Consider the following 24,264-nt stretch of genomic DNA (forward strand, 5'->3'; position numbering starts at 1 on the left):
GTGCCGGATCAGGCGGTCAGCGGCCGACCGGGGTCAGCGCGTCGTAGGTGCGGTCCGCGTCGGTGTCCACGGACCGAGCCGGGACGGGGGCGGCGGCGGTGAAGGCCGGGCGGGCGGGGGTGTCCCCACCGGCGGTGACCTCGAAAGCGCGGCCGGCGCGCTTGCTGCGACGGGACTCCTTGGGCGGCAGCCCCTTCTCGGCGCGCTTGTTCGCCCGCGACTCGCGGACGGCGGTGACCACGAAGGCCCCGAGCACGAAGGTGTTCAGCAGGTTCCAGCACAGGGCCAGCGTGAAACTGGAGACCGTCATCGCCTGCCAGATGCCGACGATCGATGTGAGCACCAGGAACGCGAAGGCCATCAGCTGCTGGACGATGAAGTTGTACGGCGAGGCCTTCTTACCGGTCGCGCCGGTGGCCGACCACTTCTGGTCCTTGCCGCGGATCGCCGCGATGAGGGCCTTGGTGTAGATCGGGAAGGAGGCGGTGGCCAGCATCAGGGTCTCCCACCGGAACGACCCGATGGTGTACAGCGCCACGACGACCTGCAGGAAGTAGAACCCCAGGTAGTACAGCAGCCACTGGCCGAACGAGACGCCGGTGTTGATCGGCATCAGGCCCAGGAAGATCTGCATCGGCGGGACGAGCAGAAGCAGACCCGGGGCGATGCCGATGAAGTAGAACGTCGCCGTGCCGAAGTACTGCAGGCGCTGGTCCAACGTCAGGTTGCGCTTGCGCGAGAACGGGTTCTGCTTGAGCAGGATCTCGAACCCGCCGGTCGCCCACCGCTGCTGCTGCTTGGTGTAGGCCTCGATGGTCTCCGGGGTGTCGCCGACGGCGAGGACGGTCGAGATGTAGACCGACTTCCAGCCCTTCTCGTGCAGGTGCAGGCTGGTCCACACGTCCTCGGACTTGCTGCCCATGTACATGCCGCCGATTGACTCGATCGCGGTGCGGCGGAAGATCACGTTGGTGCCGACACAGAACGCGGCGTTGAACCGGTTCTTGCCGGGCTGGATGAAGCGGTAGAAGACCGATTGCATGTAGCCGGCACCCTTGGAGATCAGGTTGCCGAGGTTGCCGTACGCCTGCGGGGTCTGGACGAACGCGACCTTGCTCTCGGCGAAGAACGGCACCGTCTGGTACAGGAAATCGGGCTTGGGGACGAAGTCCGCGTCCAGGATGACGAAGTACTCGCCCGAGGTCACCGACAGCGCGTGGTTGATGTTGCCGGCCTTGGCGCCGGCGTTGCCCTCCCGGCGGATGTACTCGGCCCCGAGTTCGGCGGCCAGCGCCCGGACGTCGTCGGACTTGCCGTCGTCGAGGACGTAGGTGGTGTGCCGGCCGTACATGGCGACGGCCGCGCTGACGGTGCGCCGGATCGTGTCCAGACTCTCGCCGTAGGTGGTGATGTAGACGTCGACCGCGACCGGGGTCTCGTGCAGGTGCATCGGCAGGGCGACGAGATCGTCGGCCGCGGACTCCGCGAAGTCCGGGGCCTTGCCAGCCGCGCCCCACAGGCGGTTCTGCGCGTTGTGGAACCGGTAGCCGCGCGGGTTGTGCCCGGAGGACAGGATCGTCCACAGCGACAGCAGTGCCTGGAAGATGATGACCGACTCGGCGGTCAGCACCATCAGGTACGGGAGCCAGCTGCCCCGGTTGGAGAAGTCGAAGAGGAACGTGGTGTAGAGCAGCACGCCGATGGTGGCGATGAGCACCAGCATCATCAGGGACGGCGAGTCACGGGCACCGCGACGGCGGTCGACCGATTCACTCAGGCCGTCCTGCTCACCGGACAGTGCGGACGGCGTCACCTCGGGCAACGCGGGTGCGGGCATGGTGCTCGGGTCGGACGGTTCGCCGTCACCCGGTGCGCCGTGACGCACGGGGGTGGCGGACCGGTTCCGGTCGCGCAGGGACATGGTGGAACCCCATTCAGGCAGGGACGGTTCTGGATGCTCACGAGCCGGACGGCGGCGTCGGCCCATGGGCTGTCGATGCGTGATCAGTCATTGATCGGCGGTCTCGGTCACCGGGTCGTCCCCCGGGGGCGCCGTGCGCCCACCCCGGGGATCCGGCACGACGCACGACTGCGGGCGTGACCGATGCGGCACTCGTCCTCGAGCTGCTCGCACTCCTTCGAGTCCGCATCACCCGACCAGGAGACCGTCAATGCTCCGGGGCGGGATGGTGCGGTAGTGAGGACGAGATTCCTGCATCGATCAAGATGTGTCAACGTAGTCGGCCTCACGACATGGTGAACCCGGCGTTACGCCGATCGGGTGATGATCACCACGGAACGCTACGACCTGCGTCAACGCATCGGTGAATGGCCGTCACTCACCCCTACTCCCCACCTGATCACCCTTCGTGACGATGGTCACCGGGAGACTGGGCAACGAAGGGCCGACCTGTGCGTCGGCACCGTCCGCGGACCATCGGACGGTCCGCGGTGGCTAGGCTGCTGCCGGTCCTCCGACCGGTCGTCCCGCCGGAGTCGACCGGACGACGACGTCCCTGTCGATGCCCACCGGAAAGGTGTTCCCTCGATGAGCCTGCACAAGGTCGCCCTGCTCACGGCGGGCGGATTCGCCCCCTGCCTGTCGTCCGCGGTGGGCGGACTGATCGGCCGCTACAGCGACCTGGCCCCGGAGATCGAGATCATCGGCTACCGCTACGGCTATCAGGGGCTGCTGCAGGGAGACAGCCGGCCGGTGACGCCGGCGGTCCGCGCCGGGGCGCGGCTCATGCACCAGTACGGCGGCTCTCCGCTGGGCAACTCCCGGGTGAAGCTGACCAACGCCGCCGACCTCACCAAGCGTGGGCTGATCCCGGACGGCGCCGATCCCCTGCAGGTCGCGGCCGAGCAGTTGATGGCCGATGGCGTCGACGTCCTGCACACCATCGGCGGCGACGACACCAACCTGACGGCCGCCGACCTGGCCCGCTACCTGGCCGACCGGGGTCACGACCTGACGGTGGTGGGTCTGCCCAAGACGATCGACAACGACATCGTGCCGATCAAGCACTCACTCGGGGCCTGGACCGCCGCCGAGGAGGGCGCGCGGTTCGCGCGGAACGTCGTCGCCGAACACAACGCGAACCCGCGGACGCTGATCGTCCACGAGATCATGGGTCGGCACTGCGGGTGGCTGACCGCGGCGACCGCGGCGGCCTACGCCCGGTGGCTGGGTACCCAGCGATGGATCCCGGAGTTCGGCCTCTCCCGGGACGCCTGGAACGTCCACGGCGTGTACATCCCGGAGGCCGTCTTCGATATCGAGGCCGAGAGCGCCCGCCTGCGTGAGGTGATGGACACCATCGGCAACGTGACCGTCTTCGTCTCGGAGGGCGCGGGCGTCGACACGATCCTCGCCGAGATGACCGCCCGCGGCGCCGACATCCCCCGCGACCCCTTCGGCCACGTCAAGCTGGACAAGATCAACCCCGGTCAGTGGTTCGCCTCGCAGTTCGCCGACCGCATCGGGGCCGAGAAGGTGCTGGTGCAGAAGTCCGGGTACTTCGCCCGGTCGGCACCCGCGGACGAGACCGATCTGCTGCTCATCAAGCAGATGACCGACTACGCCGTCGGGTCCGCCCTGCGCGGCATCCCCGGCGTCGTCGGTCACGACCAGGAGCGGGGCGACCAGCTGCGGACGGTCGAGTTCGACCGCATCGCCGGGGCGAAGAAGTTCGACGTGACCGAGACCTGGTACCGCGGCCTGCTCGAGGAGATCGGCCAGCCCGCCGCAGCCGCGGCCACCGTCCACGCCTGATCGCCGGGCCGATCGGGGCCCGTCCGAGGGGTTCCGCGACAAAGAAGTCGCCGCAGGCCACCCCCAGGGGCGACCCTTCCGGGGTGAGCACAGCGCCCCATCCCGACCGTCCGGCCGTCACCGCGTTCGCCGCACCCTCCCCCGGGCCGCTCCCGGTGGTGCCGCTGACCGACGCCGACGTCGACGACCTCATCGAGATGGACCAGCTCTCCTTCAACTACTCGGTGAGCCGGGCCTACCAGGACCGGGTGACGCGACGCCTGCTCGACCCACTCCGCTTCGTCGGCGTCCGGGACCACGGGGCCGGGAACGTACTGGTCGCCGCGTCCGGCATCTACAGCTGGGGGATGACGTTCCCCGGCGACGGCGGTGGGCCGGGCACGCCGGCGGCCGTGCATCCCGTGGCCGCCGTGACCTGGGTGGCCGTCCGCACCGGCTGGCGCGGAAGGGGTCTGCTCCGGGCGATGATGCGCGCCCAGCTCGACCAGTTGCACGACGGCGGCGAGGCGGTCGCCATCCTGACCGCCTCCGAACCTGGCCTCTACGGGCGGTACGGCTACGGGTCGGCCATCCCCCGCAACCGCGCGGAGATCGCCCACAGCGGCCACGGAACCGGGTTCCAGCCGACGGTCCCGACCCCGGCTCCGCTGCGCGAACTCACCACCCGTGAGGCGGCACCGCTGCTGCCGTCCCTCTGGGATCGCCTCGCCCCCACCATGACCGGACACCTCAGTCGCCCTCCGGCGGCGTGGGCCGCGTTTCTGGACATCGATGACGACGACGAGGACGACAGAGGCGGTCGGGCCATCCGCTGGGCCATCCACCCGGACGGCTTCGTCGGCTACCGCATCCGTCCCGAGTGGGAGGACAGCGGGCCGAAGCACGAGGTCACCGTGTCCCAGCTGGTCGCCGCTTCGCCGGCGGCGTTCGTCGCCCTCTGGCGCCACCTGCTGGACCTGCCGCTCACCCGCACCATCTCCTGGGGCTCGATGGCCATCGACGATCCGCTCCCGGACCTGCTCGTCAACCCGCGTCTGCTGCGGACCAACCGGGCCGATCACGTCTGGCTCCGGCTGGTCGACCTCCCCCGTGCCATCGGACTGCGGGGCTACCGGGCGCCCGCGCGGGTGACGGTCGACGTGCGGGACACGTTCTGCCCGTGGAACTCCGGTCGCTGGCTCCTGGACCTCGAGACCACCGGCGGATCGGCCGTGCGGACGGACGGTGCCGCGGACGTCGTCCTGGACATCGCCGACCTCGGGGCCACGTTCCTCGGTGGCACACCGCTGGCCCGGCTGGTCGCGGCCGGGCGGGTCACGGGTGACCCGACGGCCCTGGCCACGCTGGGGCTGGCGCTGAGCACCCCGCTGGCCCCGTCCTGCCCCGAGGGGTTCTGAACCCCGGTCCGTCGCGTCCGCCGGGCCGGGGTCGGCGCCGCCGGTGGGCACCAGTGGTCGGAGCCCGGCATGCTGGAGCGGTGCAGCCGCCCCCGCCGCCCCGTCGTCGCCGTCGCGCCGGTCGGGCGGCCGGTCCGCCCTCACCCGCTCCGGAAGGCACGTTCCCGCCGGCGCCGGGTGCGGCGTCCGGTCCGGCCGGCCGGACCGACGACATGGCCACCGCTCCCTACCGGGTGGTCGACCCCGCTTCCGACGCGGGGACCGCCGCTCCGGTGGTGCCACCGAGCCCGCCCCCGGCGGATGCACGTCGGCGCGGGTTCGGGCCGGGGACCGAGTCGGTCGGCCACTCACCCGTCGAGGCCGGTCGCGGTACACGGTGGACCGCGACCGGACGGCGGCGGGGCCCCCGCGACGACCAGGGGGAACGGGCGCTGCGGGCGCTGGCCACCCAGCGGGGCAGTCAGGTGTCGCCGACGGCCGCACTGCGCGCCCGGGAGGTCGAGGTCCCCACCGCGGACGACCTGGCGGCCGCCGAGCAGGAGATCGTCATCGTGCGGCGGAACTACGTGCCGCCGACGGCGCTACCGCCCAGCCGACGGGCCGGGCGGGGCCGCCCGGAGGCGGGTGGCTCGGACCGGCCACGGGCCCGCGGGTGGGTCGAGCGCGGACTGTCCTGAGCGTCCGGCGCGCGTTCTTGGCTCGGGAGACGGGCCCCGGCGGGTCCCACCGGCTCGGGCGACTAGGGGACGACCAGGACCGGGAACTTCTGCCGGGCCACGACCGCCCGGGAGACGGACCCCGACGTGATGCGGTGCAGCACCCCGGCGAACCCGGTGTGCCGCTTGCCCACGACCACGCAGGCGGCGTCCCGCTCCTCGGCGATCCGGACCAGCTCGCTACCGGCCTCACCGGTCGTCGACAGCAGCTCCCACTCCACGCCCGCCAGATCGGGCGAGGACGAGAAGGTGCGCACGAGATCGGCCTCGACCGCGTCCTCGGCCTCGTCGTTCACGCCCATCTCCTCCGGGATGGGGACGTACCCCTCGACCATCGGCATGGCGCGCCGGCGGACGTGGATGAGCAGCAGCGGTTGTCCAGTCGCCCGGGCCAGGAACACCGCGGCCCGCAGGGGCCGCGCACACGCGGATGCCTCGTCGACACCGACGATGACCGGCCCGCTGCGCAGGCTGGGCGGCAGCGGGATCCCCGTCGGGGAGTACCGCACTGGCGGCTCGCCGGCCCCGGACGTCCCGGGGGCGGAGGTCCGGTCGTCGGCCGGAATGGTGGAGTGTCGATCCTGCGTGGTCATGACGCACCTCCCGAACCCGGTGGTGCACAGGGTGCGGGTTGCACCACGCGGCCACCGTTCCCATTGTGCCTCCGGCCAGGCCCGGAGGCGTCGTCGACCCGGCGACGGTCCCCCTGACGGACGCCCCGTCGAGGTCCCACCGCCGATCCCCCGCCCGCCCGGAGGGTCAGTCGAAGGTCGGGTCCTCGGAGCGTGTGCGCTTGAGCTCGAAGAAGTGCGGATACTCGGCCAGGGTCACCGACGCGTCCCACAGCTTGCCGGCCTCCTCGCCGCGCGGGATCCGGGTCAGCACGGGTCCGAAGAAGGCGATGCCGTTGATGTGGATGGTCGGCGTGCCGACGTCGTCGCCGACCGCGTCCATCCCGGCATGGTGGCTGGCCCGCAGGGTGGCGTCCAGCGCGTCCGACCCGGCCGCGTCGGCCAGGTCGGCCGGGAGGTCCAGCTCGGCCAGCGACTGCTCGATGACCGACGGCAGGTCCTTGTTGTTCTGGTTGTGGATACGCGTGCCCATCGCGGTGTAGAGCGGGGACAGGATCTCGTCGCCCTTGAGTTCCGCCGCGGCGATGGCCACCCGCACCGGGCCCCACGCCTTGGTCATCAGCCGCTGGTAGTTCTCCGGGAGGTCCCGGCCCTCGTTCAGCACGGACAGGCTCATCACGTGGAAGTGCACCTCGATGTCGCGGACCTTCTCGACCTCGAGGATCCAGCGGGAGGTGATCCAGCAGAACGGGCACAGCGGATCGAACCAGAAATCGGCGCGGTCCTTGCCGCCGGCCGCGGCCTGCTGGTCGGCGTGGGCGGCCTCCGCGGCCGGGTCGTGCGCGGTGGACGAGGGGACGGAGCTGGTGTCGGTCATGACACTCCCTGGGGAACGAGTGGGCTGGTGGATCGGTTCGGCCGGTCGGCACCGGGCACAACCACCCGGGCCTTATAGGTTGTTCCCGAAGCCGGGCCACCTTGATCATCGCCCGCCCAGGCACCCGGACGGCGGCCGGGCCACATTCGTGATCCCACCGGAAACCAGAACGAAGGATGCCGCATGGTGCAGACCCCGAACCTCACCCGCGATCAGGCGACCGAACGGTCGGAGATCGTACGAACCGACAGCTACGACATCCAGTTGGACGTCACCGACGGGGCCGGCGGCCCCGGGACGAAGACCTTCGCCACCCGCACCACCCTCCGGTTCGGCGCGACGGCCGGCGCCTCGACCTTTGTGGACTTCGTCGGCGACGGCATCCGGTCGGCCACCCTCAACGGTCGCGCCCTGGACGTCGACGGCTGGACCAACGTCGGCGGTCTGGCGCTGCCCGACCTGGCCGACGACAACGAGCTCGTCGTGGACGCCGACGGCCTTTACACCAACAGTGGCGAGGGCCTGCACCGCTTCGTCGACCCGGTCGACGGGCAGACCTACCTCTACACGCAGTTCGAGACGGCGGACGCCAAGCGGATGTTCGCCTGCTTCGACCAGCCCGATCTCAAGGCCCGCTTCACCGTCACCGTGACCGCCCCGGCGGGCTGGCACGTCGTCTCCAACGGCGCCGCCTCCGGTGACCCGGAGGACGGTCCGGCCGGATCGCAGGTGCACCGGTTCGTCACCACCGAGCCGATGAGCACCTACATCACCGCGCTCGTCGCCGGCCCGTACCACGTGGTCCGGGACTCCCACGACGGGATCGACCTCGGGCTCTACTGCCGGGCGACGCTGGCCGAGTTCCTGGACGCCGAGCGGCTTTTCACCGAGACCAAGCAGGGCTTCGACTTCTACCACCGGAACTTCGGCATCCGGTACCCGTTCGGCAAGTACGACCAGCTGTTCGTCCCCGAGTTCAACGCCGGGGCCATGGAGAACGCCGGTTGCGTCACCTACCGCGAGGAGTACGTCTTCCGCTCGCGGGTGACCCGCTACCTCTACGAGCGGCGCTGCGAGACGGTGCTGCACGAGATGGCCCACATGTGGTTCGGCGACCTGGTGACGATGCGGTGGTGGGACGACCTGTGGCTGAACGAGTCGTTCGCCACCTGGGCGTCCGTGCTGTGCCAGGCCTCGGCCACCGAGTACACGAGCGCCTGGACGACGTTCGCCAGCGTCGAGAAGTCGTGGGCGTACGTGCAGGACCAGCTGCCGTCGACGCACCCGATCTCGGCGGACATGGTCGATCTGCGGGCGGTCGAGGTGAACTTCGACGGGATCACCTACGCCAAGGGCGCGAGCGTCCTCAAGCAGCTCGCCGCCTACGTCGGGCTCGAGGAGTTCCTGTCCGGTCTGCGCCACTACTTCCAGGCCCACCAGTTCGGCAACGCCACGCTGGCCGACCTGCTGTCCGCACTGGAGGAGACCTCCGGTCGCGACCTGGGCGAGTGGTCCAGGGCCTGGTTGACCACCACCGGCATCAACACGATCAGCGCGGACTTCGACACCGAGACCGGCGAGGACGGGGCGGAGGTCTTCAGCCGCTTCGAGCTCGTCCAGCACGGCGCCGAACCGGGCGCCGGGGAACTGCGGCCGCACCGGCTCGCCGTCGGTGTCTACGACACCACCGAGGCCGGCGCGTTGAAGCGGATCAAGCGGGTCGAGCTGGACGTCACCACCGAACGCACCCCGGTGCCGGATCTGGTGGGCACGCCGCGCGGCCGGCTGGTGCTGGTCAACGACGACGACCTGACCTATTGCAAGGCCCGGCTGGACGCCGACTCACTCAGCACGGTCATCGAGGGCATCGGGACGGTCGGCGACTCGCTGGCGCGCACGCTGCTGTGGTCGGCGGTGTGGGAGATGACCCGTGACGGGTTGATGCGGGCCCGGGACTTCATCACCCTGGCCGCCCGCGGCATGCAGAACGAGGACCAGAGCGGCGTGCTCGAGCGCGTCTACGCGCAGCTCCAGTTGTCGGTCGGTGCCTACGCCGACCCGGCCTGGGCGGCCGAGGAAGGCTGGCCGCAGGTCCGTCGGGCGCTGCTGGACGCGGCGCTCGGGGCGGAACCGGGCAGCGACACCCAGCTGTCGGCCGTTCAGGCCCTGGCCGCCTGCTCGCTGAGCCCCGACGAACTGGACGTCATCGCCGGCTGGCGGTCGGGCGAACGACCCCTGCCCGGCCTCACCGTCGACACCGACCTGTCCTGGACCCTCCTCGGGGCGCTGGTCGCGCACGGGCGCGCCGGTGCCGGCGAGATCGACGAGGCCGCCGCAGCCGACGCGACCGCCTCCGGCGAGCGCCGTGCGGTACAGGCCCGGGCGCTGGTTCCCACCGCGGAGAACAAGCGCGCGGTGTGGGATCAGATCTTCGGGGAGGACACCCTGGCCAACGCCCTGGTGAACGCGGCGATGGCCGGCTTCGCCCACCCCGCCCAGACCGAGTTGCTGCTGCCGTACACCGAGCAGTACTTCGAGCAGGTGCCGGCCCTGTGGGAGGGCCGGTCGTCGGAGATCGCCAAGCGGGTCACCACCGGGCTCTACCCGAGGTGGGACGTCTCGGAGCGGACGGCCGAGCTGGCCCGCGCCTTCGAGGCCGGTGACGCCCAGCAGCCGGCACGGCGACTGGTCTCCGAGGGCCGGGCCGGGACCGAGCGGGCTCTGCGGGCACGCGCCGCGGACGCCGGCTCCCGCTGATCGGGACGACCGGTACCGACGACACAAGGGCCGGGTCCCGGGGGTCACCCCCGGACCCGGCCCTTGTGTCGTTCGGTGATCTACCAGGTGGCCCGTTCGGGCAGGATGCCAGCCTGGTCGGCGAGGATCCGGACCCCGGTGGCCAGCGCCCCGGGAAGGTCGCCCTCGGAGCACGACGCCACGACCGCGAGCACGGCCAGCCGGGCGGCCCGGTCACTGACCCGCCGGACGGCCTCGGTACCGGTCACGACCTCGACGACGTGCTGGCCGGGTGAGACGGCGAGCAGCACGGCCGACGGCGCGTCGGCGCCCAGACCCGATAGCAAGTTGTCCGCGGTGGCCCGGGTGTTCTCCCCCAGGTCGCCCAGGTAGACCGAGAACCGCAGACCGGTGGACAGCTCGGCGCGGTAGATGACGTCGTCGAGGAACTCACGCTGGGAGGACGTCAGGGGCTCCCGGACCGCCGGGGTCGGGCCGACCTGCGGATCCCAGTTGCCCAGGGCGGACGGGTTGGCGACGGCTACTTCACCATGTGCCACGGGCACCTCCACGAGTCGAGCCGGACGTGGCGGCCGCGCCGCCCGCGCCGGGAACCGCGACGGGCTGATCGCCCGCCCACCACTGCGGTGCGTACTGCCACTCCTGGCCGACCTTATAGGCCTGGTGCCGACGGGCTCGACCCGTCGTGAACACGAACAGAGCCATCCCCAGGTAGATGAGGACGGGACCCCCGACGAAGACCAGGAGGGTCTGCAGGATCGTCATGGCCGTTACGGTATCGGACCGGTCCCCCGGCGGCCGGATCGACCCGGGGAACGACCTTCGTCCTAGCGCCCCGCCCCGTCCCCGGTCCCGCCGGTCGGGTCCGGGGCCGGCGCCTCGTCGTCCATTCCACGGGGCTCGGTCGACCAGAACGACCGGGCGACGGCCAGTCCGGCGACCGCGGTGACCACTCCGGCGATGAGGAACACCATCGGGACGCCCAGGTGCTCACCCAGCGTTCCCCCGAGACCGGCACCGATGGGCAGCACACCCCAGGCGACGACTCGGAACGCGCTCGAGACGCGGCCGATCATGGCGTGCGGGGTCTGGCGCTGGCGCCGGGTCGCCGACAACACGTTCCAGGTTCCCCCGGCCAACCCGAGCAGCGCGTAGGCGGCCAGCGCCACGCCCACGGCCGGCCATAGTCCCAGCAGGACCATCGCCAGGGCGAGGCCGGCGATGGCCAGCACCATGATCTGACCGCCGCGCAGGCGCCGCAGGAACCGGCCGACCAGGGCGGCGGCCAACAGCGTGCCGACGGAGTAGGCGGCCAGCAGGGTCGGGTAGAACTGCTCGGGCATCGCGAGCACCTGGGTGCTGTAGAGCACCAGCACCGCGTCGGCGGCCGCGTTCGCCATGGCCAGGACGGCGACGGTCAGCACCAGGGTGCGCAGCACGTCGTCCCGGACCAGGCGGGACAATCCGGCCCGGATGTCGGCGAGCGGATGGTCGGTCGAGGTGGTGTCGGGATCGCCGCGGGTCGCCGGCAACCGCAGGACGGCTGCGGTGGCGACGAGGAACGCGGCCGCCGAGAAGGCGAACGGCAACCACGGGGCGAGGACGAATAGCACACCCGCCGACAGCGGCCCGGCGAGATCCAGCGCCAGGGTCTCGACGGTGACGAAGCGGGCGTTGGCCCGTTCGAGCCCGTTCCGGGGGACGACCCGGAGCAGCAGGGTCTGCGAGGCGGCGTCGCCCATCGTCTCGACCGCGGTGATGGCGAAACCGACCACGCAGAGCGTGGCGATGCCCACGCCCGGCGAGAACGGCCCACCGCCCCGAGCCAGGCCCCCGGCGATCAGACCGACGACCGCCAGCGTCAACAGGGCACGCAGGAGGTGGGCGACGACGAGCAGGGTGCGCGCGTTGCGGCGGTCGACGAGCACTCCGGCCGGTACGGCCAGCAGCAGCCAGGGCAGTGCGGTGATGGCGGCGACGAGACCGACCGCACCGGGAGAGGGATCGACCGACACCGTGAGAAGGGGCAACGCGACGACCCGGATGCCGTCCCCGGTCATCGAGCCGGTCCAGGACAGCACCAGACGGCGGAACTCCTGTCCGCCAACCGGCAAGGAGGCGGGCTCCGACCTCGGCACGCCCCTCCCATCCCGGCCGTCAAGGCACTGTTCCAGTAGGTGGAATCCCCTCTAGGGTGAACCCAGCCACCAACGGATTACGTCTGATCGGGTGATCCCGACCGATTGCAAGTCGAAATCGCTCGGTTGCACATCACCATGGCCCGCTACCGTCACCGACGGTAAGGCATCGGCGGGGCCAATCAGGTACCTGCCGGAAGGCCCCGCATAGTATTCGGTTGTCCCCAAGAGATGTCCGAAGAGCTCACAACCATTGTGTCTCAACAGGTTTCCAATGGCAAATGGCGCGCACTCCGATGCAGCCCAGCCGGCGGCTCCCGCCAGAATTTCTCTTTCCGGACACCACGGACAGCAACGAAGACCCATCACCCCAAGGAGTGCCTCATGTCGGACATCGCCCGCACCGCCCAGTTGACCGTCACTCGCGGTTCGCGTATCGGCCGGGGTTCCCGCATCGGCCGCGGCTCGCGCATCGGCCGTGGCTCGCGCATCGGTCGCGGCTCGCGCATCGGCTGACCCACCCGAACCGACCGGCTCCCGTAGTACCCCGCCTCCGGCGGCGGCCACGGTCGCTCCCGACCGGCAGGCCCTCTGATCTGCACTGACACCCTCAGACCCAGGAGAACGACATGACCTCGAACACCATCACCCGTGGATCCCGCATCGGCCGTGGCTCGCGTATCGGCCGTGGCTCGCGCATCGGCCGTGGCTCGCGCATCGGCCGTGGATCCCGTATCGGCTGACCAACTGCCCGTGAACCCACCGACCGTTTCGGATGGGTTTGTCCCCCAGTCGAGTGAACCCCTCCTGAACGAAGTGTCGCCGACGCGCCGCGACCCGTTCAGCACAGCTTCACCGTCCAGTACAGCTCCACCGGTCAGGCCACGGCTCCGAGCCACGGTTCCCAGACCGGATCGGCCTCGTCGGCCGCGAACATCGCACCCAGAGGTCCCCGCCGTGGCACCGTCGGCGGTATCCGCAGCGTCCAGCCCAGCTCGGACAGCAGCCGGTCGGCCTTTCGGGTGTTGCACCGAAGACAGCACGCGACGCAGTTCTCCCAGGAATGCCCGCCTCCGCGGCTCCGGGGAACGATGTGATCGACCGTTTCTCCCCGCCCACCGCAGTAGGCACAGCGCCGCCCGTCCCGTCGCAGCACCCCGGCCCGCGTGACCGCCGGAGGCGGCTGGAACGGCACCCGGACGTAACGGCGGAGCCGCACCACCGCCGGAACAGCCATCTGCGCCGACGGCGAATGCAGCACCGGGCCGTCGCGCTCGAGAACACATTCGGCCTTGCCGGCTACCACCAGGACCACCGCCCGGCGTCCCGGAACCACCGACAGCGGTTCGTGGCTCGCGTTCAGCAGCAGCGCACGGACCAGACCAGGCGTCGCGACGACCAACGTCCCGACGACCGCGCCCGGCACCGGCGGATCGCTCCCCGGTCCGACGACGTCCACCGGGCCGTTCACCGCGACCGGCAGGGCGGCAGCCGCTCCTCGCCCCGCGGTCGATCGCCGGCGATCGCTCACGTGCCACACCCCCACTCCCGTCAGGCCGGACCGGCATCGCCGACCGGCCGACGACCGGGGGCGATGCGACGTCCGACAAACGCGAGGTGCAGCACCCCGCGTGTACGCATGGGACCACTGGCCAGAAGAGTAGCGCCGTGTTCGCCCCGCGCCCGTGGCATTTGCCCGGAACGCAGCCTGCGGCGGCCGGTGGTTCGACGGCTCCCCCGCTCGGCGAATCGCGCGGCGACCGCCGGGCCCATTCCGCCCGTTCCCTGACCGCCTCGTCCCCGGGGTCCCTCTCCCCCGAGCGCGCCATGACCCGGCTGCCCGTCCGACTACCGTGTCCGCCGTGAACCGATCGCTGCCATCCCGGTCCTGCCCGTGGACGTGACCGCACCCGACTGCGCCGCCGACGCCGGTTCGGTCTGCGCCTGGGTCTGGAACAACACCGGCCTGGACCTGCTGGCCCGCAACGCCGACCGCGTCGTCGGCGGCGCGTGGCACATCGTGCTCATCGTCGTCGTCGCCCTGGTGCTGCGGTGGCTCGCGTACCGGGTGATCAACCGGGTGGCCGGACTCACCGCGCAGGGCACCCCGCCGGCGATGCTGCGTCCGCTCCGGCAGATGCCGCTCCGCAACCGGATCACCCGAGGGGTGTCGGCCGAACGCCGACGTCAGCGGGCGCTGGCGGTGGGTTCGCTACTGAGGTCCGTCGTCTCCTTCCTCATCCTCGGCACCGCTTCGGTCCTGGTCCTCGCCGAGCTCGGCATCGACGTCGCCCCGCTCCTGGCGTCGGCCGGGATCCTCGGGGTCGCCCTGGCCTTCGGCGCCCAGAACCTGGTCAAGGACTTCCTGTCCGGGCTGTTCCTGACCCTGGAGGACCAGTTCGGGGTCGGCGACACCGTCGACCTGGGTGCCGCCACCGGCGTGGTCACCGAGGTCGGCCTGCGCACCACCACCGTGCGAGCCGGCGACGGCACCATCTGGCACGTCCGCAACGGGGAGATCCTGCGGGTCGGCAACTCCAGCCAGGGCGAGGCGGTCGTCTCGGTGGATCTGGTGATGCCGTACGACGCGGACGTCGCCAAGGCCACCGAGGTGGCGCAGCGGGAATCGGACCTGGTCGCCGATCAGGCCGACTGGGCCGAGAAGGTCGTCGAGCGGCCCGCCGTGGTCGGGATCGCCGCCGTGGGCCCCGGGACGGTTACCCTGCGCGTCACCGCCACGGTGCGCAGCGGAGACCAGGATGCGTTCGCCCGCGCCCTCCGGGCCGCCATCCGGGTCGGTTTCGACGCCGCCCGGAACGAGAACCCGGCGTGGGACTTCCGGCCGCCGGCTCCGGCCGGCGAGCGCGGGACAATGGACCGGTGAGCGACTCCCGTCCCCCCGCCCTCGGCCCCCTCACCCCGGCGTCCCCGCCGCCGGCGAGCCCCGGTTCGTTCTACGAGGAGGTCGGCGGCGCCGAGGTGTTCGCCGGCATCGTCCACCGGTTCTACGAGGTGGTCGCCGACGACCCGGTCCTGCGCCCGCTGTACCCGGAGGAGGATCTGGGTCCGGCCGAGGTGCGGCTCCGCCTGTTCCTCGAGCAGTACTGGGGTGGTCCACGCACCTACTCCGAGCAGCGCGGACATCCCCGGCTGCGGATGCGGCACGCCCCGTTCGCGATCGGGCACCGCGAGAAGGAGCACTGGCTGGCCGCCATGCGGGTCGGGGTCGACGGCGCGGGGCTCACCCCGCCGCAGTACGAGCGGCTGTGGGCGTACCTGGAGATGGCCGCCGAGAGCCTGGTCAACCGCCCGCACTGAGCGGTGCGGGCGGCCGCGATGCTCAGAGCAGCAGCGGCAGGAGCGAGTGCCGTCGGCGGACCACCGCGCCGTACCGGGCGTCGATCCGCGCCCAGGCATCGGTCGCGCTGATCCGCACCGTCTCCCCCGCGGCCGACGGCGCGAAACCCATGCCGGACAGGGCGAACAGCATCCGCAGGCTGATCGGCACCCGCATCCCCTGACCGGTCACCGTCAGCACCTCGGTGTCCAGCAGTGCCGTGGACGCCGCACCCATGGGCCCGGGGCGGGCCTTGGCGCCGGTGGCCCCGTCGGCGGCGAGGTCGGCGAGCACGTCGGCCGGCACCTCGTCGACGACGACCCATCCCGAACGCGGCGGCAACTGTGACCGCCACTGGGCGTCGACGCGCACCCCGGGGTCGACCCGTTCGGATCGGGCGACGGCCAGCCCGGCGAGCAGATTGCCGGCCAGCACGGTGATGTCGGTCGGGTCGACGGTGCCGCTGATCGCCCGCGTGACCAGGGCGTCGAACGGCGTCCCCGCCCAGATCCGGACCAGGTCACCGTCGGCGCGCAGCCGCACCGCGCCGGCCGGGTCCCAGCGGGCGACGCGGCCGACGAACGCCGTCGCATCGGACCGGTCGGCGTCCTGCGCCGGCAACAGGAACGTCACGCCGAACCCGCCACACCCGCGTCGGGCTGCGGCGCGTCGGTGATGACGTGGCGAGCGAGGAACGCCCGTTCCCGATCGTCCAGCCGGCGCGGCCGGAACGTGGCCGGGTCGACCGGGACGAGGACGGTGCTGGCCGTGGCCACGGTGTCGCCCCCGACGGTGACCAGGTAGTCGATCGTGAAGGAGGCCGTTCCCAACCGGCTCAGGCCCATCGAGACGGTCACCGGCAGACCGAACCCGATGGCCCGCTTGTAGTCGATCTCCAGATGGGCCACGACGACACCCTCGGTCAGCCGATCGACCCCGTGCTCGGCGGCCTCGGTGAACAACCAGTCGACGCGGGCCTCCTCCAGCAGGGTCACGGTCCGCGCGTTGTTGACGTGACCGAACGCGTCCAGGTCCGACCACCGCACCCGGATCTGTGCGACGTACCGCTGTGCCACCGTGCTCTCCCTCTCGCCGACCGGTCCGGCCCACCTCGATCGGCCGGAACCAGGCGGTCCCGGCCGACCGGCCGACGTCCGAGTCTGCCCCACCGCGACGCCGCCGCCCGCCCGGGCCCGGTGGGGTCCCGGGATCAGCGGATGAGCGAGCGCATCTCCCGGGCGGCGACCGACAGCCCGGCCAGGTCTCCGGCGGCGCTGCGGGTCAGTTCGCCGAGGGTCCGACCGGCCCGGCCGATACGGGAGGCGTTCTCGGTCTCCCACTGGCGGATCTTGTCGTCGGCCGACTGCTCGGGCGATGTGGTGGAGAGCACGTCGGCGGTCAGCAGTCGCAGCGACCGGTACAGGTCGTCCCGCAGCGCCTGCCGGGCCAGGGCGCCCCACCGGTCCCCCCGCGGGAGCCCACTGACCGAGGTGAGCAGCCACTCGAACTCCAGGTGCGCGGACAGGGCGTAGTACAGCTCCGCGCACTCGGTCGCCGGGCGGCCGGTGTCGTGGGCGACGTCCACGATGTCCAGCAGGCCGAAGGCGAACAGCGACAGCGCCATCCGCCGGGCGATGGGCTCGGGTGCGCCGAGACCGCGCACCCGCTCGGTGTCCTGCTCGACCGTCCGCGCCTCCGGTCCGCGCAGCAGACCCGGCAGCAGCGGCAGCAGCTCGGCGACCGGTCCGGCGTACCGGTCGATCTCGGACCGCACGTCCAGGGGCTGTGGCCGCCGGGTGAGCAACCACCGGGCCGACCGGTCGAGGAGCCGGCGGTACCAGAGCGTCAGGGTGTCCTGGCAGGACGCCGACACCTGGTGGTCCAGGGCGGCCACCGACGCCCACACGTCGGGCAGGTCGAAGACCTCACAGGTGATCGTGTAGGCCCGGATCGCGTCCACCGGCGGTGCGGACAGCTCCTCCTCCAGCCGGAAGGCATAGGTGGTGCCGGCGCGGTTGACCATCTCGTTGACGGTCTGCGTGGTGATGATCTGCCGGGCCAGCGGGTGCTCGAGGATGTCCCGGGCGTCCTGCTCGTCGACCAAGCCGTCGTTGTTGACGTCCTGCATCTGGTGCGGGAAGTACTGCAGCAGCCGACCTGAGTAGGCCGGATCGGACGGCAGGTCACTGTCGATCATGGCTGCCGACAGACCGGACTTGACGTAGGCGAGCAGCACACTGAGCTCGGGCGAGGTCAGGCCCTCGTCGTTGGCCAGTCGCTGGTTGATCTGCGTGTGGCTGGGCAGGAACTCCAGGGCCCGGTCCAGTCGACCGGACTCGACCAACGCCGAGATGAGCCGCGCGTGCACGGACAGCATCGGGGCGGCATGCGAGCGGGCGACCCCGAGAACCCGGTTCTGGCCGATGTTGTCGGCCAGTACGAGATGGGCCACCTCGTCCGTCATCGACGACAGCAGCTCGCGTCGACCCTGCTCGTCGAGGTCGCCCCGGTCGGCCCGCATCTGCAGGGCGATCTTGATGTTCACCTCGTGGTCGGAGGTGTCCACCCCGGCCGAGTTGTCGATGGCGTCGGTGTTGATCCGGCCGCCGGCCCGGGCGAACTCGATGCGTCCGAGCTGCGTGACCCCCAGGTTGCCGCCCTCACCGACCACCTTGGCCCTCAGGTCGGCGCCGTCGACCCGCACCGGGTCGTTGGCCTTGTCCCCGACCTCGGAGTTGGCCTGGGTGCTGGCCTTGACGTACGTGCCGATGCCGCCGTTCCACAGCAGGTCGACCGGCGCGAGCAGGATGGCCCGCATCAGCTCCGGCGGGGCCAGCGAGCTGACGTCGTCCGCCAGCCCCAGGGCGGCGCGCATGGGGGCACTGATCGGGATGGACTTGGCGGTGCGCGGCCACACCCCACCCCCGGCCGAGATGAGGCTGGTGTCGTAGTCGGCCCACGACGAGCGGGGCAGCTCGAAGAGCCGCAGGCGCTCGACGAACGACGGCCCCGCGTCGGGATCGGGATCGACGAAGATGTGCCGGTGGTCGAAGGCGCCGACCAGTCGGATGTGCTGCGAGAGCAACATGCCGTTGCCGAAGACGTCGCCGGACATGTCGCCGACGCCCACGCAGGTGAAGTCCTCGGTCTGGGTGTCCACCCCCAGCTCGCGGAAGTGGTGCTTCACCGACTCCCAGGCACCGCGCGCGGTGATGCCCATCGCCTTGTGGTCGTACCCGACGCTGCCGCCGGAGGCGAAACCGTCGCCCAACCAGAACCCGTACTCCGCCGCGACGGCGTTGGCGATGTCGGAGAACGTCGCGGTGCCCTTGTCCGCCGCGACCACCAGGTACGGATCGTCGCCGTCCCGACGGACGACACCCGGCGGCGGGACGACCGCGCCGTCGACCCGGTTGTCGGTCAGGTCGAGGAGCCCGGCGATGAACATCCGGTAGCAGGCGATCCCCTCGGCGGTCAGCCGCTCCCGGTCGGCGGCCGGGTCGCCGGTGATCGCCGGGGGCCGCCGTACGACGAACCCGCCCTTGGCCCCGACCGGCACGATGACCGCGTTCTTGACCTCCTGCGCCTTGACCAGGCCGAGGACCTCGGTGCGGAAGTCCTCCGGGCGGTCCGACCAGCGCAGGCCCCCGCGGGCCACGTCGCCGAAGCGCAGGTGGACCCCCTCGACCCGCGGCGAGTACACCCAGATCTCATGCGCCGGAATCGGTTTGGGCATCCCCGGCACATCGCCGGGATCGATCTTGAAGGAGAGGAACTCCCGGCTGCGGCCCTGATCGTCGCGGCGGTAGCGGTTGGTGCGCCGGGTGGCCTGGATGACCCGCAGCAGTGAGCGCAGGATGCGGTCGGCGTCCAGGCTGGTGACCTCGTCCAGCGCCCGGGTGATGGTGTCGACGTGGCCGGCGACCTGGGTGGCCCGCTGCTCGGGACCACCGGTCCCCGGGTAGAGCTCGGGGTCGAATTGGGCCCGGAACAGGGCGGCCAGCTCGGCGGCGATCGCCGGGTGGGCGACCAGCACGCGTTCGACGTAGGCCTGCGTGTAGGGGGTCCCCACCTGCCGCAGGTAGTGCACGTAAGCACGCAGGACGGCGACCTCGGTCCAGTCCATCCCGGCGGCCAGGACCAGTTCGTTGAACCCGTCCACCTCGCTGCGGCCGCTCCACGCCGCCGCGAACGCCTCGGTGAGCCGGGTCCGCAGCTGCGCCGACCCGGCGCCGGTGGCGGCCGCCGCGCTGGGGAACCGCAGGCCGAAGTCGTAGATCCGGGAGGTGGTCCCGGGACCGCGGCGCACCTCGAAGGGTCGTTCGTCGATGACCTCGGCGCCCAGACTCTGCAGCACGGGCAGCGCGCGGGAGAGGGTGACCGCCCCGCCGTTGACGTACAGCTTCAGACGCCAGTCGCCCTCGTCCTGATCGGCGGCGGGGTCGCCCACCCCCGCCGGCCGGGCCGCGATCATCCGTAGGGCCAGGTCGTCGTCGGAGTTGAGCTGGTCGAGCAGCCGGAGATCGGCGACCGCGTCCTCGGCGGTGTAATCCTGCTTGTACGCCTCGTCGAAGGCGTCGGCGTACCGGGCCAGCGCTCCCGCGGTGTCCAGGTGTTCCTCGGCGTCCGGGGCGTCGACCTCGGGGTCCGCACCCCCGGCGCCGGTTCCGACGACGGCCTTGACCAGCCGGTCCTCCCAGCTGCGGATCGTGGCCCGCAACTGGCGGGTCAGCTCGGCCGGGTCGGGCTCACGCCGCCGGGCCGGGTCGGTCAGCACCGTGAAATGCACTGCCGCCAGCAGGGAGTCGCCCACCCGGGCGGTGTACTGGATGTCGGTGCCGTCGAAGGCGTCGAGCAGGATGCGCTGCATCGCCAGGCGGCACTTGGTCGTGTAGCGGTCCCGCGGCAGGTAGACCATCACCGAGACGAAGCGGCTGAACGGGTCCGGCTGCAGGAAGGCCCGCAACCGGCGACGGCTGGCCAGCTGCAGCACGCTGCCCACCACCTCGACGACCAGGTCCGGCGACGCCCAGAACAGCTCGGCCCGCGGGTAGGTGGCGAGCAGATCCATCGCCCGCTGACCGGTGTAGCTGTCGGGCGCGGACCCCAGCGCCGACAGCACGGCCTGCACCGTCAGTCGCAGCACCGGGGTCGTGGTGATCTCGGCGTTCAGGGCGCGGGGCGTCAACGCCCCCAGGAACCGGTGCTCGCCGGTCACCGCTCCGGCGCTGTCCAGCAGCCGCACCCGCACCTCGAACGGCGGCACGTCCCGGGTCAGCGCCGACGGCGCCGACGACCGGGTGATCAACAGGTGCGACTGCTCCCCCGGTGCCCACAGCTCGGCGTCCCACGAGGTGTGGGCACTGCCGCGCAGCACGCCGAGGCCGCTCCCCGGCACGATGTGCAGATCCGTGGCGTCCCCCACCGTCCCGTCCGTGGTCGCGGCGAGACGTTCGTACCGGCGGTAGCCGAGGAAGGTGAGATTGCCGGAGACCAGCCAGTAGAGGAAGTCGGCCGCCTCGGAGACCTCCTGGGCCGACCGGGGTGACACCGTCGCCCGCAACTCGGCGGCGGCGGCCGCGGCCGCACCGGTCAGCGCGGCCGCGTCGGCCACCACCGCCCGCACGTCGGCCAGGGCGTCGAGCAGGGCGGCTTCGATGGCCTCCGCGCGCTCGGCGTCGGACAGCCGATCGACGAGCACGTGCATCCAGGACTCCCGCACGGGGTGTCCCGCCGGCTCCGGCACGGCGCGCTCGGGGAACCGGACCGCCCCCGCGCTGGTGGTGCGGACCACGTCGGACAGCTCGCCCTCGTCGTCCCGGATGACCGTGAGGATGGGGTGCAGGACCCGATGCACGGCCACCCCGTGCACCGACAGCACGCCGATGACGGACTCGACCAGGTACGGCATGTCGTCGTTGACGATGTCGATGACCGTCGTGGTGTCCGACCAGCCGGTGCCGTCCCCACTGCTGGTGGTGCGCGGGTTGAAGACGCGCAGCGCCGTCTCTCCCGGCTGCCGACGATGCCCGACCCGCCAGTGGGCGTCGACGATGGCGAGCACGTCGTCGGCGGTGCGGGGTTGGTCCTCCGCGGGGACGTGGTCGAAGTACGCCGCCAGCAGATCGGCGCGATCGGGGCGGACCTGTGCGGCCCGGCCGACCGCACTGGCCGGGTCGGCCGTCGGATCGCTGGGGAGGGCCGCGACGCGGGGGGTGGTGCGTCGCGGGTGGGTCTGGGTCATGGCCGTCCTGATTCTGTCGCGCTGCCTGATCCTGGGGGGCGCACGTCACCGTCCGGTCCGGTAGCGACGGTGCGACCAGAGCCCGAGGGTAGGCCCTTGATCGGTTCCGAGGACGGACCATCGGGTACTGGCGGTGAGACATCTCCCGCCGGGTCAACCCCGGAGCCCGTGGAGCGTCCTGGGGGGTTTTCCCGATCGTGTGAGGAATCACCGAAAGAAGGGCCGGTGATCAACGGCGCGGCCGCTCGGGCGTCCCTCGGAGGACTGAGGGCCCCAGAGTCCGCCCCACCGTCATGACCTCCCGGCCCGGCTGCGCCCCGGGACCGCTCACCGCCCCACCACCGCCGTCCTGTCCGCACCACCGAACGGAGCCCCGATGACCCACTCCCGAACTGCAACCGCCCACCCGACCGTCGGCGACGATTCCGCCGACGCCACCCAGCTGCTCTCCCTGGGCGCCCCGCTCGCCTGCCCGACCTGCGGGTCGTTCACCGAGCCGGCGGCAACGCCGACCGGATGGCGCTGCCTGGCCGAGACCTGCGTCTGGGCGGCCTGAACCAGCAACGGCGCAAGAGCCGAAACGGCGACAGGGCCGGGATCATGACGATCCCGGCCCTGTCGCCGTTGTCCACCGGGCGATCGCTCAGTCGCGCGTGAGCTTGCGGTGGGTGACCCGGTGCGGCCGCGCGGCGTCGACGCCCAGCCGGGAGACCTTGTTCTTCTCGTAGTCGGAGAAGTTGCCCTCGTAGAAGTACCACTGGGCCGGGTCGGACTCATTGCCCTCCCACGCCAGGATGTGGGTGCAGGTCCGGTCCAGGAACCAGCGATCGTGGGAGATGACCACGGCGCAGCCCGGGAACTCCTCGAGCGCATGCTCGAGCGACGACAGCGTCTCGACGTCCAGGTCGTTGGTCGGCTCGTCGAGCAGGATGAGGTTCCCGCCCTCCTTGAGCGTCAGCGCCAGGTTGAGCCGGTTGCGCTCACCGCCGGACAGCACGCCCGACGGCTTCTGCTGGTCCGGGCCCTTGAAGCCGAACGCCGACACGTAGGCGCGGGACGGCATTTCGACGTTGCCGACCTTGATGTGGTCCAGACCGTCGGAGACGACCTCCCAGACGTTCTTCTTCGGATCCAGGCCGCCACGGTTCTGATCGACGTAGGAGAGCTTGACCGTCTCGCCGATCTTGACGTTGCCCTCGTCGGGCTTCTCCAGGCCGACGATGGTCTTGAACAGGGTGGTCTTGCCGACCCCGTTCGGCCCGATGACGCCCACGATGCCGTTGCGCGGCAGCGTGAACGACAGGTCGTCGATGAGAACCCGGTCGCCGAAGCCCTTCTCGAGGTCCTTAACCTCGACGACGATCGAGCCCAGGCGCGGGCCCGGCGGGATCTGGATCTCCTCGAAGTCGAGCTTGCGGGTGCGCTCGGCCTCGGCCGCCATCTCCTCGTAGCGCTGCAGACGGGCCTTGGACTTGGCCTGCCGGGCCTTGGCGCCGGACCGGACCCAGGCCAGTTCCTCCTTGAGTCGCTTGGCCGTCTTGGCGTCCTTGCGGCCCTGAACCTCCAGGCGCTCGGCCTTCTTCTCCAGGTAGGTGGAGTAGTTGCCCTCATAGGGGATCAGTCGACCGCGGTCCACCTCGGCGATCCACTGGGCGACGTTGTCCAGGAAGTAGCGATCGTGGGTGACGGCCAGGACGGCGCCCTCGTACGACGATAGGAACTGCTCGAGCCACAGGACCGACTCGGCGTCCAGGTGGTTGGTGGGCTCGTCGAGCAGCAGCAGGTCGGGTGCGGACAGCAGCAGCTTGCACAGGGCCACCCGGCGGCGTTCACCACCGGACAGCACGGAGACGTCGGCGTCGGCCGGCGGGCAGCGGAGCGCATCCATGGCCTGGTCGATCTTGGCCTCAAGGTCCCAGGCGCCGGCGTGGTCCAGCTCCTCGGACAGCGTCCCCATCTCCTCGAGGAGCTCGTCCGAGTACTCCGTCTCCATGAGGGCGAGCACCTCGTTGTAGCGCTCGAGCTTGGCGTAGGTGGCGCCGAACGCCTCCTGGATGTTCTCCAGGACGTTCTTGCTCTCGTCCAGGTGCGGCTCCTGCATGAGGATGCCGACGGTGTAGCCCGGGGTGATGAAGGCCTCGCCATTGCTGGGCTGATCGAGCCCGGCCATGATCTTGAGGATCGTCGACTTGCCCGCCCCGTTGGGTCCGACCACGCCGATCTTGGCGCCCGGATAGAACGACATCGTGACGTCGTCGAGGATGACCTTGTCGCCCACCGCCTTGCGGGCCTTCTTCATGGTGTAGATGAATTCGGGCACGGCTTCGAGTCCCTCTTCTTCTTCTCTGCTGGGCCACCGAATGGTGGCGAACGGCGGTCACCATCGCGGTGGTGACGCCCCGGACGGCACGGACTGGGGGCGACCCGACCCGGCCGTCGTCCTGCGTGGCC

Annotated in this window: 19 protein-coding genes; 8 read left to right on the forward strand and 11 right to left on the reverse strand. The window is 71.2% G+C overall.

The window, feature by feature from the left end; translation table 11 throughout:
• Positions 1–16: 16 nt before the first annotated feature.
• A complete protein-coding gene (locus tag FDO65_RS06365) occupies positions 17–1,921 on the reverse strand; it encodes a glycosyltransferase (RefSeq protein ID WP_240757456.1) in 1,905 nt (634 codons plus the stop codon).
• Positions 1,922–2,548: 627 nt separating this feature from the next.
• On the opposite strand from FDO65_RS06365, the gene FDO65_RS06370 reads away from it, so the two are divergent.
• From FDO65_RS06370 to FDO65_RS06380, 3 genes are all read left to right on the forward strand, one after another.
• Complete coding sequence (locus FDO65_RS06370) at positions 2,549–3,775, forward strand: pyrophosphate--fructose-6-phosphate 1-phosphotransferase (RefSeq protein ID WP_137448547.1); 1,227 nt, start codon at positions 2,549–2,551, stop codon at positions 3,773–3,775.
• A gap of 83 nt (positions 3,776–3,858) precedes the next feature.
• Complete coding sequence (locus FDO65_RS06375; protein WP_137448548.1) at positions 3,859–5,172, forward strand: GNAT family N-acetyltransferase; 1,314 nt, start codon at positions 3,859–3,861, stop codon at positions 5,170–5,172.
• A gap of 212 nt (positions 5,173–5,384) precedes the next feature.
• The gene (locus FDO65_RS06380; protein WP_205849812.1) at positions 5,385–5,849 is read left to right on the forward strand and encodes a hypothetical protein; all 465 of its coding nucleotides are present in this window, start codon (positions 5,385–5,387) and stop codon (positions 5,847–5,849) included.
• 62 nt (positions 5,850–5,911) lie between these two features.
• On the opposite strand, the gene FDO65_RS06385 is transcribed toward FDO65_RS06380, so the two are convergent.
• Positions 5,912–6,481, reverse strand: a complete 570-nt coding sequence (locus FDO65_RS06385; RefSeq protein ID WP_137448550.1) for a universal stress protein — start codon at positions 6,479–6,481, stop codon at positions 5,912–5,914.
• A gap of 166 nt (positions 6,482–6,647) precedes the next feature.
• A complete protein-coding gene (locus FDO65_RS06390) occupies positions 6,648–7,337 on the reverse strand; it encodes a DsbA family protein (protein ID WP_240757457.1) in 690 nt (229 codons plus the stop codon).
• Between the two features lie 186 nt (positions 7,338–7,523).
• On the opposite strand from FDO65_RS06390, the gene pepN reads away from it, so the two are divergent.
• Complete coding sequence (gene pepN, locus FDO65_RS06395) at positions 7,524–10,094, forward strand: aminopeptidase N (protein WP_137449538.1); 2,571 nt, start codon at positions 7,524–7,526, stop codon at positions 10,092–10,094.
• Between the two features lie 80 nt (positions 10,095–10,174).
• Here the strand turns inward: pepN and FDO65_RS06400 are convergent, their stop codons facing one another.
• The 3 genes from FDO65_RS06400 to FDO65_RS06410 form a co-directional block, all read right to left on the reverse strand.
• Entirely contained in the window at positions 10,175–10,639 is a 465-nt protein-coding gene (locus tag FDO65_RS06400) for a DUF5130 family protein (RefSeq protein ID WP_205849814.1), read from the reverse strand.
• On the reverse strand, positions 10,620–10,859 hold the full coding sequence (gene ctaJ, locus FDO65_RS06405) for an aa3-type cytochrome oxidase subunit CtaJ (protein WP_137448551.1): 240 nt from the start codon (positions 10,857–10,859) through the stop codon (positions 10,620–10,622). The genes FDO65_RS06400 and ctaJ overlap by 20 nt, the downstream gene beginning before the upstream one ends.
• A gap of 62 nt (positions 10,860–10,921) precedes the next feature.
• Entirely contained in the window at positions 10,922–12,232 is a 1,311-nt protein-coding gene (locus tag FDO65_RS06410) for an MFS transporter (RefSeq protein ID WP_276606827.1), read from the reverse strand.
• Positions 12,233–12,616: 384 nt separating this feature from the next.
• Between FDO65_RS06410 and FDO65_RS22055 the strand changes: the two genes are divergently transcribed.
• Positions 12,617–12,748, forward strand: coding sequence for a hypothetical protein (locus FDO65_RS22055; protein WP_166442057.1), 132 nt, complete (start codon positions 12,617–12,619; stop codon positions 12,746–12,748).
• A 361-nt stretch (positions 12,749–13,109) separates the two neighbouring features.
• On the opposite strand, the gene FDO65_RS06425 is transcribed toward FDO65_RS22055, so the two are convergent.
• Positions 13,110–13,763, reverse strand: a complete 654-nt coding sequence (locus FDO65_RS06425; protein WP_240757458.1) for an HNH endonuclease — start codon at positions 13,761–13,763, stop codon at positions 13,110–13,112.
• 363 nt (positions 13,764–14,126) lie between these two features.
• Between FDO65_RS06425 and FDO65_RS06430 the strand changes: the two genes are divergently transcribed.
• Together FDO65_RS06430 and FDO65_RS06435 are read left to right on the forward strand one after the other, a co-directional pair.
• Positions 14,127–15,116, forward strand: a complete 990-nt coding sequence (locus FDO65_RS06430; RefSeq protein ID WP_137448555.1) for a mechanosensitive ion channel family protein — start codon at positions 14,127–14,129, stop codon at positions 15,114–15,116.
• On the forward strand, positions 15,113–15,550 hold the full coding sequence (locus FDO65_RS06435; RefSeq protein ID WP_137448556.1) for a globin: 438 nt from the start codon (positions 15,113–15,115) through the stop codon (positions 15,548–15,550). Before FDO65_RS06430 ends, FDO65_RS06435 begins: the two co-directional genes overlap by 4 nt.
• A gap of 22 nt (positions 15,551–15,572) precedes the next feature.
• On the opposite strand, the gene FDO65_RS06440 is transcribed toward FDO65_RS06435, so the two are convergent.
• The 3 genes from FDO65_RS06440 to FDO65_RS06450 form a co-directional block, all read right to left on the reverse strand.
• Positions 15,573–16,202 carry a DUF8185 domain-containing protein gene (locus tag FDO65_RS06440; protein WP_137448557.1) on the reverse strand — a complete coding sequence of 210 codons (630 nt, stop codon included), beginning with the start codon at positions 16,200–16,202 and terminating at the stop codon, positions 15,573–15,575.
• Positions 16,199–16,645: an acyl-CoA thioesterase gene (locus FDO65_RS06445; protein WP_137448558.1), complete on the reverse strand. Its 447-nt coding sequence runs from the start codon at positions 16,643–16,645 to the stop codon at positions 16,199–16,201. The genes FDO65_RS06440 and FDO65_RS06445 overlap by 4 nt, the downstream gene beginning before the upstream one ends.
• Before the next feature lie 134 nt (positions 16,646–16,779).
• Entirely contained in the window at positions 16,780–21,813 is a 5,034-nt protein-coding gene (locus tag FDO65_RS06450) for an NAD-glutamate dehydrogenase (protein ID WP_137448559.1), read from the reverse strand.
• Between the two features lie 376 nt (positions 21,814–22,189).
• On the opposite strand from FDO65_RS06450, the gene FDO65_RS06455 reads away from it, so the two are divergent.
• Positions 22,190–22,369 carry a hypothetical protein gene (locus FDO65_RS06455; protein WP_137448560.1) on the forward strand — a complete coding sequence of 60 codons (180 nt, stop codon included), beginning with the start codon at positions 22,190–22,192 and terminating at the stop codon, positions 22,367–22,369.
• A gap of 87 nt (positions 22,370–22,456) precedes the next feature.
• On the opposite strand, the gene ettA is transcribed toward FDO65_RS06455, so the two are convergent.
• Complete coding sequence (gene ettA / locus FDO65_RS06460; protein WP_137448561.1) at positions 22,457–24,133, reverse strand: energy-dependent translational throttle protein EttA; 1,677 nt, start codon at positions 24,131–24,133, stop codon at positions 22,457–22,459.
• Positions 24,134–24,264 lie beyond the last annotated feature (131 nt).

This window comes from Nakamurella flava (genome assembly GCF_005298075.1).
Lineage (GTDB): Bacteria > Actinomycetota > Actinomycetes > Mycobacteriales > Nakamurellaceae > Nakamurella > Nakamurella flava.